Source organism: Clostridium sp., assembly GCF_032552055.1.
GTDB lineage: Bacteria > Bacillota > Clostridia > Clostridiales > Clostridiaceae > Clostridium.
The window spans coordinates 1-13,945 of record NZ_JAWGSV010000063.1 but is presented as its reverse complement, the minus strand read 5'-3'; the positions used below and the strand labels follow the sequence as shown (position 1 = coordinate 13,945).

The 13,945-nt window shown below is 26.9% G+C and carries 13 protein-coding genes; 11 read left to right on the top strand and 2 right to left on the bottom strand.

Annotated features, from left to right (window positions below; all coding sequences use genetic code 11):
- The first annotated feature begins 145 nt into the window (after positions 1 to 145).
- Positions 146 to 1,924 carry a M3 family oligoendopeptidase gene (locus tag E6248_RS06425; RefSeq protein WP_316339988.1) on the top strand — a complete coding sequence of 593 codons (1,779 nt, stop codon included), beginning with the start codon at positions 146 to 148 and terminating at the stop codon, positions 1,922 to 1,924.
- A 199-nt stretch (positions 1,925 to 2,123) separates the two neighbouring features.
- Here E6248_RS06425 and E6248_RS06420 read toward each other — a convergent pair whose 3' ends face one another.
- On the bottom strand, positions 2,124 to 2,924 hold the full coding sequence (locus E6248_RS06420; RefSeq protein WP_316339987.1) for a metallophosphoesterase: 801 nt from the start codon (positions 2,922 to 2,924) through the stop codon (positions 2,124 to 2,126).
- Positions 2,925 to 3,407: 483 nt separating this feature from the next.
- On the opposite strand from E6248_RS06420, the gene E6248_RS06415 reads away from it, so the two are divergent.
- The 6 genes from E6248_RS06415 to E6248_RS06390 all read left to right on the top strand — a co-directional run bounded on the left by E6248_RS06415 (position 3,408) and on the right by E6248_RS06390 (position 10,046).
- Entirely contained in the window at positions 3,408 to 6,020 is a 2,613-nt protein-coding gene (locus E6248_RS06415; RefSeq protein WP_316339986.1) for a 3'-5' exonuclease, read from the top strand.
- A gap of 48 nt (positions 6,021 to 6,068) precedes the next feature.
- Entirely contained in the window at positions 6,069 to 6,482 is a 414-nt protein-coding gene (locus E6248_RS06410) for a UDP-N-acetylglucosamine pyrophosphorylase (protein WP_316339985.1), read from the top strand.
- An 8-nt stretch (positions 6,483 to 6,490) separates the two neighbouring features.
- The gene (locus tag E6248_RS06405) at positions 6,491 to 7,255 is read left to right on the top strand and encodes a threonine/serine exporter family protein (protein WP_316339984.1); all 765 of its coding nucleotides are present in this window, start codon (positions 6,491 to 6,493) and stop codon (positions 7,253 to 7,255) included.
- A 1-nt stretch (position 7,256) separates the two neighbouring features.
- The gene (locus E6248_RS06400; protein WP_291665448.1) at positions 7,257 to 7,727 is read left to right on the top strand and encodes a threonine/serine exporter family protein; all 471 of its coding nucleotides are present in this window, start codon (positions 7,257 to 7,259) and stop codon (positions 7,725 to 7,727) included.
- A 321-nt stretch (positions 7,728 to 8,048) separates the two neighbouring features.
- A complete protein-coding gene (locus tag E6248_RS06395; RefSeq protein ID WP_396335136.1) occupies positions 8,049 to 8,933 on the top strand; it encodes a ComEC/Rec2 family competence protein in 885 nt (294 codons plus the stop codon).
- Between the two features lie 210 nt (positions 8,934 to 9,143).
- The gene (locus E6248_RS06390; protein ID WP_316339982.1) at positions 9,144 to 10,046 is read left to right on the top strand and encodes an aldo/keto reductase; all 903 of its coding nucleotides are present in this window, start codon (positions 9,144 to 9,146) and stop codon (positions 10,044 to 10,046) included.
- 61 nt (positions 10,047 to 10,107) lie between these two features.
- Here E6248_RS06390 and E6248_RS06385 read toward each other — a convergent pair whose 3' ends face one another.
- Positions 10,108 to 10,530 carry a hypothetical protein gene (locus tag E6248_RS06385; protein WP_316339981.1) on the bottom strand — a complete coding sequence of 141 codons (423 nt, stop codon included), beginning with the start codon at positions 10,528 to 10,530 and terminating at the stop codon, positions 10,108 to 10,110.
- 111 nt (positions 10,531 to 10,641) lie between these two features.
- Between E6248_RS06385 and E6248_RS06380 the strand changes: the two genes are divergently transcribed.
- From E6248_RS06380 to E6248_RS06365, 4 genes are all read left to right on the top strand, one after another.
- Positions 10,642 to 10,974 (top strand): hypothetical protein, encoded by a 333-nt coding sequence (locus E6248_RS06380; RefSeq protein WP_316339980.1) that lies wholly within the window; start codon positions 10,642 to 10,644, stop codon positions 10,972 to 10,974.
- Between the two features lie 29 nt (positions 10,975 to 11,003).
- Positions 11,004 to 11,678 (top strand): putative ABC transporter permease, encoded by a 675-nt coding sequence (locus E6248_RS06375; RefSeq protein WP_316339979.1) that lies wholly within the window; start codon positions 11,004 to 11,006, stop codon positions 11,676 to 11,678.
- Between the two features lie 16 nt (positions 11,679 to 11,694).
- Entirely contained in the window at positions 11,695 to 12,108 is a 414-nt protein-coding gene (locus E6248_RS06370; protein WP_316339978.1) for a hypothetical protein, read from the top strand.
- A 234-nt stretch (positions 12,109 to 12,342) separates the two neighbouring features.
- On the top strand, positions 12,343 to 13,945 hold a 1,603-nt coding region (locus tag E6248_RS06365), incomplete at its 3' end, for a methyl-accepting chemotaxis protein (protein ID WP_316339977.1).

Here is a 13,945-nt window from a genome sequence, read left to right as displayed (position 1 = left end):
TACTAATACATTTAAAAAGTTTGTTGGGGTATCACCACTGAAATTTAGAAATAAAAATTATATAATGTAGGGTGGTAAATTATTGAAAAATAAATAAATTAATACTATAATTTTAGTATTGATTAATGAAAGGGGACTAATTATTATGACATATAATTGGAGTTTAAAAGAAATATATCCTTCCTTTACGTCAAAGGAATTCTTAGGTGATTTAGAAAATTTAGATAATAAAATTAATGAACTAAATACTTTTTCTATGGAAGTGAAAGAGGGAAAAGGAGATGTAAATGAACTAGAAGTATTTGTAGGTAAGTTAGAAGCGATTAATTTACTTTTAAATAGAATTAGTTCATTAGCTAACTTAACAATCAGCGCTGATTCAAAAAATAAAACTGCAAGAAAATATTTAGATATTATAAATTCTAAATTTAGTCTTTTAGCAGAACCACTAACTAAGCTTTATAAGTGGATTGCTTCTATAGAAAATATAGATGCTTTAATTGAATCATCAAGTACATTAAAAGAACATAAATTTATAATAAAAGAAATTATAGAAAAAAATAAATATATTTTAAGTGATAAAGAAGAATCAATAATTGCTAGAATGAGAAATACAGGATCTGACGCATGGCTTAATTATAAGGATTATTTAATTTCTACTCACAAGGTAGATATAACTGTTGATGGAAAAGAAGAATCCTTACCTTTAACTATGGTTCTAAATATGGCATATAGCACGGATGCTGAGGTTAGAAAGCAAGCTTATGATGCAGAAATAAAGTCTTATGAAAAAATTGAAGAAGGAGTTGCAGCAGCTTTAAATGGAATTAAGGGTGAAGTTTTAACTACTGCATCATTAAAGGGATATAAATCACCACTTCATATGACTCTAGAAGAATCAAGAATGGATGAAGATATTCTAAATTCAATGTTAACTGCAATTAAGGAGAGTTTACCTGTCTTTAGAAAGTATTTAAAAAGAAAAGCTGAATTACTTGGACATAAAGATGGACTACCATTTTATGATTTATATGCACCTGTAATAGAAAAGGAAATGAACTTTAGCTTTGAAGAGGGAAGAGACTTTGTATTAAAGAATTTTAGAAGCTTTAGTGATAACTTAGCTGACTTTGCGAAAAAGGCCTTTGATAATAATTGGATAGATGTTTATCCAAAGGAAGGAAAGGTTGGTGGAGCCTTCTGTGAAAGTATTAAAAAAATAGGAGAAAGCAGAATACTTTTAAATTATGGAAATAGTTTTAGTGATGTTGTTACTATGGCTCATGAACTTGGACATGGATTCCATGGAGAATGTTTAAATAGTGAAACTGCGTTAAATTCAGAATATCCTATGACTTTAGCGGAAACAGCTTCAAACTTCTGTGAAATAATAATTAAGAAAAGTGCTGTTAAAGATGCTCCAAAGGAAGAAGCTTTTGCTATATTAGAAGCAGAAATTTCAGACTGCACACAAGTTATTGTAGATATTTATTCAAGATATCTTTTTGAAAGTGAAGTTTTTGAAAAGAGAAAAGAAAGCTCTTTATCAGTAGAAGAAATTAATGAGGCAATGCTTAAGGCTCAAAAAGAAGCTTATGGTGACGGGCTTGATAATAATTATCTTCATAAATATATGTGGACATGGAAACCTCATTATTATTATGCAACAGCAAACTTCTATAACTTCCCATATGCCTTTGGAAATCTTTTTGCAAAAGGTTTATATGCTGAATATTTAAATAGAGGAGATTCTTTCTGTAGTGAATATGAAGAATTACTTAAGGTAACAGGAAAGAATAAAGTTGCTGATGTAACTAAAATAATGAATATAGATGTTCATGACGTTAATTTCTGGAGAAATTCTTTAAAACTTATTGAAGAAGATATAGAAAGATTTATTAAATTAAGCTACGAGGTTAGATAATTAAGAATTAAAAGTGAAGAATGAAGAATTTATGAAAAAACTCATGGAGAAGTTTTGAAAATTATATTTTTTAGGAGCTACCTTTGTGGTAGCTCCTTTTAAGTGTAAATTATTTGCTTTATTATTAATTATAGACTTTATTTTAATTACTTAATTTAGAATACTAAGTTTAAGTTATGGTTTTAGTATTTGAGAATTATTAGTTTAAAGTTATTTTTACTATTTCACTTCTACTTCCTATTCTTACAGGTGGACCCCAAGTTCCATAACCAGATGATACTATAACATTTAAAGAATTCTTTTTTAAATATCCATAATCTACTTCGAAGATACTATTAGTTATAAGGTTACCTGGAACTATTTGACCTTTATGAGTGTGTCCAGAAACTTGAAGATCAATTTCAGTATAGAAGCTATCATTTATATCTTTAGGATTATGATCTATAACTATTAATGGTTTTGATTTATCTATGTTCTTTGTTATTTCTCCAATGGATTTTCTTTTTGTATCTGAAAGCCTATCTACACTTGAGTCATCCCTACCTATAATATAGAAACTATCATTAACAAGAACTTTATCATCTCTTAATACAGTTACTGAGTTTTCGTTTAGAAGTTCAACTATTTTATCTTCAGACTTAGTTAAAAAATCATGATTTCCCAAGGCTGCAAAGGTTCCGTATTTAGATTTTATTTTAGAGAATTCTTCAGCCATATTATTATTAATAAATGGATTAATATCGCTGTCTATTATGTCACCTGCTATTAGGACTATATCAGGATTTAAGTCATTTATTTCATTTACTAATGTTTCTAGTCTAGAATTTTTAATTAAATTACCTAGGTGAATATCTGACACCATAACAATATTTAAAGGAGTATTTAAAGTTTTATTTTCTAGCTTTAAATCATAAGATATTACTTTAGAACTCCTAGCATTAAAACTACCTACTAGGGTAATAATTGTAAATAAAGTCACTATTAATATAGTCTCAAACATAAAAATCTTATCATTATTATAATTAGCCCTTTTAAGAATATAATTTATTAAACCTATAATGGGGAAGGTTAGTAAGCTATACATAAGAATGCTAAGCCAATAAGACCCAATTAAATATAAAAAGTCATTTATGGATGATGGTAAATATTTATTTAATGTCATAGATATTATATAAGCTAAGGATAAAAACCAAAATATAACCCAGAAAATTATAGGGGTTATTTTGAATATATAGTTAAAGCCATTAAAAATTCTCCTACCAACATAGTAATTAAGTGAAAAATACAAAGAAAAAAATGCGATGAAAATCAATATATATTTAAATTTCAATGTAATCAACTCCAGTACATAATTTTTTTTAATAATTATAGCTTATCATTTTATTGAAATTAATAATAGTATGACAAACTAAAGGTATAGGATTTATTATATGAGATTTGCAATGTTATAATAGTTATAAATATAAGTCTAGGAGGTAAAGCTATGGCTTTTAATAAGGAGCAAAAATTAGTTATAGATGAATTAGAAAAGAATATATTATTACTAGCTTCAGCGGGAACAGGAAAAACTAACACATTAGCAGCTAGGATTTCAAATATAATAAAGTCTAATAAAGCAAAAGCCGAAGAAATATTATGTATAACATTCACTAATAAGGCTTGTGCTGAAATGAGAGAAAGAATAGAGAAAATAGTAGGGGAAAGTGCAAAGGATATAACTATTAGAACTTTTCATAGTTTTTGTTTTGATTTAATAAAAAGTGAAGCTAAGAAAAAAACAGATATATTTTCAAATTCTATAGTTTTTGATGAAGAAGATTGTAAGGAAATAATTAAGGAATGTAATTTTTATAATTATCCAATTAATAAGATCCAAAACTTTATAGATATAGTTAAAGTAGAAAAAGCAAAACTTAATTTATTTGGTGATGATTTATTAAAATCCTATAATGAAGCAATAAATCATATATTTAAATTTAACCATGAAAGGATAAGACAGTTATGTACTTATAAGGGGAAGTTTGACTTTCAAATGGAAGAAGATTTAAGGGAATATGGTGGTAGATTAGTAGTTCTTTATAATTCTTTGCTTTATAGTAATCATGGTTTAGATTTCGCAGATTTAACTACTAAGGCTAAAGAGTTATTATTAGATGAAGAATTAGTTTTAAGGTTAAAAACAAAGTTTAAATATATTAATATAGATGAAGTTCAGGATACTAGCATTTTAGAATATTCAGTAATAGAAAAGATATTTGGAGATAATAATATTTTACTATGTGGAGATATGTTCCAAACCATTTATGGTTGGAGAGGATCAGAACCAGAAAAAATATTTGAATTTTTTAAAAAAAGTTACAATCCTAAAAACATAATATTCTCTAAAAACTATAGATCAACTAAATATATAACAGAGGGTGCTTTAAGTTTCTTAGAAAATGCTTTTAATGAAAGGTATAGTGCTATATATAAAGATAAAATAACTTCAGAGGCTGATAAGCTAGGTGGGAAAATAAATCTAGTTAAAAGAAATACATTAAGAGAAGAGGCTAGGTTTATTTTTGATGAAATTAAAAAATTGAAAAGTAATGGTGATGATATTGCTAAAACTTGTATTTTAAGTAGGGATAATAATTATAATATTAACTTAAGTAGAGAGCTATCTAAGATAATAGGATATGAAGGTGCAGATTTTGAGTTTATTTTAGTTGATCAATTTAAATTTTTTAGAAGACAAGAAATAAAGGATATAATTGCATTTTTAAAACTTATAGCAAATAAATATGATAGTGTAAGCTTAAAAAGAATAGTTAAAAGACTACCTACAGGTATAGGAGATACTACACTAAGAGTTATTGAAAGCAAGGATTATAAGGAAGCTGGAATATCCATAACTGACTTTATAGATAATAATAGTTTATTATATGGAGAAAAGTTTGGGCTTTTAATTAATGAGTTTAAAAATAACAATATTATAGTTTTTGACGTTGAAAGTACTGGAACAGATGTAACGGAAGATGAAATTATACAAATTGCAGCTATTAAAATTAATAGTGAAGGAAAGGTAATAGAAAGCTTTGAAAAATTCTTAAAAAACAAAAAATCAGTTAATGATTCATTTAAGGTTCATGGATTTAGTGATAAATTTTTAAGTGAAAAAGGTGAAGATAAAGAAAAGGTATTAAAGGAATTTATTGAGTTTTCTAAGGAATCTATAATAGTAGGTCATAATGTTCAATATGATATTAATATTTTAACTAGTGAACTTTCTAGAAATAATATTGAAGGGCTTAAGTTTAAAGGTTTTTATGATACATTAGATATTTATAGAAGATTCCATAGGAATTTATTTAATTATAAATTAGAAACTTTAAGTAAAGTTTTTGATACAGAAAATAAACCAAGCCATGATGCTATGGATGATATTTTAGCTACAAAAGACTTATTAGTAATGGCTATAAATAATGATATTATCCCTACATCTATGAAAAGAGTTAGCTTAGTACAAAAACATGCAAAGGCTTTTTCAAAAATTAGTAATGTCTTAAATGAGCTATTCATTAGAGCAGAGAAGAAAAGACCACAGGATATAATAGTTGATATTATTAATACTTTTAATATTAAATCTTTATATAGTGGAAGAAGTAAAGAACTTGAAAAGGAAGCTTATGAAAAAATAGAAAGACTTAGGGATTTTTATGTCCTTGTAAAAGAATTAGATGATAAATCAAAAAGCAATAGGGATTCACTATTGGATATTATGAAAATAGTAGGATTATCAAATGGGGAACTTGAAGCTTTAATAATTAATAGAACTAATAAAAAGAGAATTCCAATTATAACTGTGCATCAAGCTAAGGGGTTAGAGTTTGATATAGTCTTTATTTCAGGTCTTAAGGAAGGGGTATTCCCTTCGTATATAGCTATTAAAAATAATAAGATTGAAGAGGAAATGAGAACATTTTATGTTGCCTTAACTAGGGCTAAGAAAAATCTATATTTAACTTACAATATTGAAGGTGGATATGGTAGGCAAGATGAGGTAAGTAGTTTTATTCAATATATTAATAAAGAATGTATGGATAATGATTATTAATTGTAGTATAATGAAGAAAATTTAATTTATACAGCGAGGAAATAAGTTATGAAATATGATTTAAGTATTTATGAGCTTGGACAGTTACTAACTAAACTAACTAAGGATTATAAAGTTGAACTACTATCTAAGGCGAAGTTAAGCGGTGGCTGGATGACTATTGTAGGAGAAGTAGAAATTATATCTGTACCTGAAGATAAGGTTGTTATTAAGGGGAATAATATAATTACTATGAATATAAAGGACCAGGATTGCAGGGGAAGCTATATTAAAATAACAGGAGCTAAAAATGGTGTATTTAATATAGATATTGCTAATACTAAGTACAAAGAATTAGGTGGAACTGGCATTAGTTTAAATAAGACTAAAATAAATGAAGATGAGTGTAAGCTTAGAATAGATGAAGATATGATTTTTACTATAAGAAATGCAAAGCTTAAAGATATTGAAGCTTTAATCTAAGGTGAATTATGGAGTTTAATGAAATATTAGAAGTTGCATCTTACGCAGGACAAATTATGCTTGAAAGTGGAGCTGAAGCCTACAGAGTTGAAGAAACTATAAATAGAATTTGCCTATCATTAGGAGTAGAAGTAGCAAGTAGTTATGCTACCCCAACAGTAATAGTTACATCTGTTACATATAAAGGTAAAATTAAGTCTTTAGTAGTAAGGATAACTAATAGATCCGTTGATCTTCAAAAGATACATAAGGTTAATGATTTATCTAGAAATATAAATAAAGAAAACCTTGATATTTATGAAATAAAGAAAAGGTTAAAAAAAATACGAGAAGAAAAAAGATATGATAACAAGACTACTATTATTTTTTCTGCTTTAGGAGCCTTTGGATTTGTATTTTTATTTGGTGGTTCTATTATGGATGCCATAGCCGCTTTTTTAATAGGACTAGCTGTTAAGGCAGTTTCAATAAAAGGCGAAGAAATAGGATTAAATTCATTTTTTAATACTAGTATTTCAGCAGGAGTACTAGCCTTTTTAGCTATTATATCGATTAAAGTGAACTTAGCTAATGATATGGACAAGGTTATAATTGGTTCAATTATGTTATTAGTACCTGGACTTGCAATTACAAATGCTATTAGAGATACTGTAGCTGGGGATTTAGTATCAGGTCTAGCAAGAGGTGCTGAGGCTTTTTTAACAGCTATTGCAGTAGCAGTAGGAACGGGGGTTGTTTTAAGTTTTTGGATAAGAGTCTTTGGAGGAATATAGTATGATAATTGAAGTTATATCTGCATTTATAGCATCCTTTGCCTTTGGTATAGTATTTAATATAAAGGATAAAAATCTTATATTTTCAGCCCTGTGTGGGGCTCTAGGATGGTTTGCATATAAAGTAGCATTACTTTTTGGACTTTCTGATATTACATCATTATTTATAGCTGCAGTTTCATTAAGTATTTATTCAGAGGTATTTGCAAGAATACTAAAAACTCCAGTTACCACCTTTGTAATTGCTGCATTAATACCTTTAGTACCAGGAGGTGGAATGTATTACACAATGGTTGAAGCTATTACTGGAAATGTTATGAAATCCTTAGAAACAGGTATTAAGACAATTGCTTCAGCTGGGGCACTGGCCCTAGGAATAATATTAGTTTCAACAATTACAAAAACAATGATAAATATAAAAAATAAAAATTCAACTATTAAAGTGAATAATAATAATACAATTTTCAAATAATAAGGGTGTAGTCAGAAGGTGATATCGCACAATGAAAAATGAAGAATGAATAATGAAAAGTTAATGAAAAAACTCCTTCAGGAGTTTTGAAAAGAAATTAATTTCAGTAATTCTGCAAGAATTACAACAATAATTTTTAATTTTTAATTCTTAATTTTGAGCTTTGTGCGACAGCACCATGACTATGGGGCACTGCAGGACATAATGTAGTGCCTTTTGACATATAAATTTATTATGAATATAATGTTTAATAGCTTAATATCATAAGGAGGAAGAGTTTTGACAAGAGAGAATGACTTAAAGAAATCTTTTGAAAGGAATATGAAAAAACATAAGGGAAATAAAAAGGCCCAATTAATAGTAGTAATAGTTTTTGCAATTATAGCAGTTGTATCATTTTATTTTAATAAAGAAAAAGTAGAGCCGGGTGTATTACAAGCTAATGGAAATATTGAAATTTCTTATTTAGATGTTGGACAAGGTGATTCGGCTTATATTAGGGTAAATGATTTTGATATATTAATAGATGCTGGTCCTAGAAGTGATTCAGATAAACTAATGAAACAATTAGAAGAAAAAAACATTGATGATTTTGAAATGGTTATAGCTACCCATCCACATGAAGATCATATAGGTGGGATGAGTAAAGTATTTGAAAAATATGAAGTAGAAAACTTCTATATGCCAAAAACTACTCATAATACTAAGACATTTGAAAATATGATAAAAGCAGTAACTAATGAGGGGTTAAAGCCTAAGGTTATAAAAGAAGGAACAACTATTGAACTTGGAGAAGGTGCTAGAATAGATGTGTACTCACCAATGCATGATTCATATGATAATCTAAATGATTATTCACCTATAATGAAGTTAACTTTTGGTAACAATAAGTTTATTTTTACAGGTGATGCTGAAGCTGAATCAGAAAAAGAAGTTTTAGATAAATATGCTGATAAGCTAAAAGGTGATGTTATAAAGTTTGGTCACCATGGATCTTCAACATCATCAAGTACAGAGTTTATTAAGGCTATTTCTCCAAAGTATGGAATAATAAGCTGTGGAGTAGACAATTCATATGGACACCCTCATAGGGAAACTGTAAACTTAATAAAAGAACAAAATATTAAAGCGTATAGAACAGATACTCAAGGGCAAATTACATTAACATCAGATGGAAATAATATAAGTATTAAAACTGAAAAATAGTTTTCAAAAATGGAACTTTATACATATTAATGGTAGTTTACTCATAATTTTTTTAGTAAATTTAACTTTATGTATAGGGTTCTTTCTTATATAAAAAGTATTTTATATAAGAAAGTATAATAAGAGATGTAACTTTTAGATTTTTATATATAATTAGCTATGTTATAATATTAATGTAAACTATTCAGGTATAATGGGAGGAGATTATATATGGAAAGAGTTAAGTTAAATGATAATTTGGAATTTTCAAGATTAGTTCATGGTTATTGGAGATTAATGGATTGGAATCTTAGTAATGAGGAATTAGTTAAATTAATTGAAGATGTCTATGACTTAGGAATAACCACTGTAGATCATGCAGATATTTATGGAAACTTTTCTTGTGAAGAAAAGTTTGGAGAAGCCTTAAAGATAAAAAAAGGACTTAGAGAAAAACTAGAGATAGTTACTAAGTGTGGAATAAAATTTAAGTCTGATAAAAGACCAGAAAATAAATCTCATTGTTATGATACTAGTAAGGAGCATATTATTAAATCTGTAGAAAGATCTTTAAAGAATTTTAATACTGATTATATTGATGTATTACTAATTCATAGAGTAGATGCATTATTAAACCCATATGAAGTTGCTGAAGCCTTTAGCAAATTAAAAAAAGATGGGAAGGTATTAAATTTTGGAGTATCTAATTTTTTACCATCTCAATTTAATATGTTAAATTCATATTTAGATGAAAAACTTGTAACTAATCAAGTAGAAATTTCACCTTTATGTTTAAATGCCTTCGAAGATGGGACACTTGATTTAATGTTAGAAAAAAGAGTAAAGCCAATGGCTTGGTCACCTCTTGCAGGAGGAGAAATATTTAAAGGCGAAGATGAAAGAGCTATAAGGGTAAGAAAGGTTCTTGAAAAAATAAAGTATGAAGTTTCAGCTAATGATATAGATGAAGTAATATATGCATGGCTTTTAATGCATCCAAGTAAGATTATGCCTATAGTAGGTTCAGGAAGGTTAGAAAGAATAAAATCTGCAGTTAATGGAAGTAAGCTAAAATTAACTAGAGATCAATGGTTTGAAATTTATGTAGCTTCAAGAGGTATAGACATACCTTAAAAATTAAAAATAAATAATGCCTAATGAAAAATTTTTCATTAGGCATCATCCATTTGTCTGCCTATGTTCTTAAATCGAATTTATTATTACATCTTTTACAAGTAACAACAATCTTACCTTTTCTTCTAGGTAATCTTAATTTTTGACCACAGCTTGGACATTTAGTTATTTTATATTTTGACCACTCTTTAACTTTGGTTGTAAGCAGTGAAAATGCATATATAAAATCATTCATAGTAATAGGGTTACTATTATAAGGTAAAGCCATTCCAAGCTTTCCTAATGGTTTATTAACTATTCTAACAAAGGTTTGATTTTCACTTCTTCTTTTATAATGATTTTTAGAAAGCATTCTAAAGAAGGAAAGGATTAAGCAAATAAAACCTAAAGGCACTGTAAATATCCAAATATTGAATAAAGAGCTTAAAATAAGTAAGAATAAAGTTAAATAGTCTATTCCGTAAATTCCATTTAAGAATTTCATTTCATCACCTCGTATTTATATATTAGAATAATTATAGTACAAAGATTATAGGCTATCAATTAACTTATATATTAAATTAATGTGAACATAAAAATAAAAAGGAGTATACAAATGAGTAATAATGAAAAAGAATATCTTAAGAAAGCATCCAAAGCTTTAACATACTTTACTTTTAATAATGGTCCTATAAAGACTTTAAAAGAAGAAGGTAAAGTGAAAGAAGAGGAAATAAAAGAAATACAAAAATACATAGAGGGACATTTAGGATATATTCTTAAGGTTTTACTTCAGGAAGGAAATATAGAAAAATTTGATTTAATAGTTTCTACCTTAGATAAATTTTATGTAAATGATAATGAAGAGGTAGAAATAAAGGATGATGGTTTTGATAATATATACAAAAATTTGTTTAATATGAATTCCGGAATAAAGTTAAATAAATAGAGAGGTATGAGTTGCTGGGGGGCGTTTATATGTGGTTTCTATATTTTACTATTTATAGTTTTTTAGGGTGGATCTGTGAAGTAGTCTATTGTTCAATTCCAGCTAAAAGGTTTATTAATAGAGGATTTTTAAAAGGACCAATATGTCCAGTATATGGTTTTGGGGCAGTGTTTGTAATATATATTATGACAAGTCTAAATATTGAATCACCTATTTTAATCTTTATATTTGGTGGAATTATAGCTTCTGTAATAGAGTTTATAGCAGATATAATGTTAGAATATGTTTTTCATACAAGGCTATGGAATTATTCTAATAGAAAATTTAATATTAAAGGAAGAGTATGCTTGTTTAATTCTACTTTATTTGCAATGCTATCTCTTATATTAATGAATTTAATACATCCTTTAATTTTAAGTTGTATTAATATGCTTTCAAATAAGACTGTAATAATAGCAGCGGTTGTAATCATGATAATATTTATAATAGATATTTTACTTACTGTTTCAGAAGTAATTAATTTAAATACTACACTTAAAAATATGAATATTTTAGAAGAACTTAAAAAAGAATTTAGCAAAAAAGAATTTAAATTTATAAGACTTATTAATGCTTTCCCTCAATTAGAACATAAAAGATACAAAGAAGAGCTTAATAAGCTTAAGATATTACTTAAAGAATCTATAAAAAATAATATTAAATAATAAATTGGAGGTAAATATGTATATAGCATTTGTTAATAGGGTACTAGATACTGAAGAATTAAAAGAAAAAATTGAAAAAAATAGTGAATTTAAAGTTTTAAAAGATATGAGTAAGGGGACTAAAAGAGAAGATACTTTTGCTTATAACTTAAGTATAAAAATAGATGTATTAAATGAAATAATAAAAGATGATTACGATTTAGATGAGATAAATGAAGATGAGTTATTTGATGAATATATAAGCTTAGCTGAAGAATTGGCAACAGACCTTGAAGATTTACTCCCAGAAGATGCAGTTATTGATATGAAGGCATATAAGTGGGATTTATCTGATAATGACATTAGACTTGTTTTAGCTGGAATACATAAAGATATGAATGAAGGAAAGCTAAAAGATGTAATGAAGAGATTGCTTACTCAACTAGAATAGTCTAAAAATACTTTAGTATATAACGATTTATATAATTCTTCCAGAATAATTAAAAAGAATTTTTTTAAACTCCATTAGGAGTTTTTTTATTACGAATTATTCTTTTACATTTTGTGATAGCAACATAAAATTTTCCCAATAATAAAGCAATATGTTATATATTAACTTTTTAGTACAATTTTAGTCAAATTATGATATAATTATATATGTAAAAATGTGTTGGGGGGAATGAATGTGGGTCAAAAAAGATTTACTAACAAAATAATTGGATATTTTATATCCATAGTGATTATAGGTCTTGTAATAATGTCTTCTATATCTTATTATTTTGCAGAGAAATCACTTACCAAAAGCAGCACTGAATCTATTCAAAATTTTACTGAATTATCTTCGACTATGATTAATGATGAAATAAATAACAACTTATTATTATTAGAAGATATTATAAAAGATGAAAAAGTAGTATCTAATAGTACTAATCTAGAAGATAAATATAAATTAATAAGTAATTATTTAAATAGCAGAGAATTTGAATATTATGGAATAGCTTCAAGGAATGGCAGTATAACTTATAACAATGGCAAAAAAGAAAGTCTGGCTGAAAAGGATTTCTTTATGAATGCATTTAACGGTAAGATTGCATCAAATCCTTTTAGTGTAGATAACGAATTATTTATGTATTATTCAATTCCCTATAATGATGGAGGAGAAGAAAAGTTATTAGTAGCAGTAAAAAATGCCGAAGCAATTTCTTCTTTTCTAAACAATATAAGCGAGTTTGACAATTCAAAAATATTTATTTTAGATAAAGATGCTAATATTATTTTTGATAAAAATTATTTAATAGGTGATGGGACAAAAAACTATATTGCTGATAAGAGTTCAGAAAATAGTTACTCTGAAATTATTAATATTCATAATAATATGATTAAGGGTGATAGCAATGTAGAAGCTTATAGGATGGGAAAGGAAAAGGGATACATAGCTTACTCTGCAATAGATAGTGCTAATTGGTCTATAGGAGTTTCAATAACTAAAGCATCTTTATTAGGAGAGTTAAAGGAATTAGCAGCTTGGCTTATTGTTTCATCTATTATTACAATTATTGTAAGTATGTTATTAGTTAAATTAATTATTAAAGGATTAGATAAAATACTTGATTTAATTAAAAATACTATGGATGAATTCTCAAAGGGAAATTTACAAGTTGATTTTCATAAAAAATATTTAGATAGGAATGATGAAGTTGGTAACATATGTAGGGCAGTAGAATCTACAAGAGCTACTGTAGCAGATATGATAATTGGAATACAAAATCATTCAAATGATACTTTAGAGGATTCTGCTAACTTAGCTTATATTTCTGAAGTGCTAAATAGTTCTACAGAAAATATTTACTTAGCTATGAATGAAGTAGCAAGTGGAACTGAAAAGCAATCTAATGAACTTTTAAATATAGTTAATATTGTAGAAGTGTTAGGAGATAGTATTAAGGAAGCTCAAATTAATATAAATAGAATTAAAAAAGTATCTGAAACTATTGATAGTGATTCAGAAAAAAGCAATGATGATATGCGACATTTAATTAAATCTATAAATAATTTTGATAATAAATTTTCAATCTTTACTGAAGGAATTAAAGCTATGAATAATGATATAGACACAGTAAAGAACATATTTGTATTAATAGATGATATTGCAGATCAAACTAATCTATTAGCATTAAATGCTGCTATTGAGGCTGCAAGAGTAGGTGAAGCAGGGAAGGGATTTGCTGTAGTTGCTGATGAGATTAGATCCCTTGCAGAAACATCTAAGGAAGCATCTAATAATATAT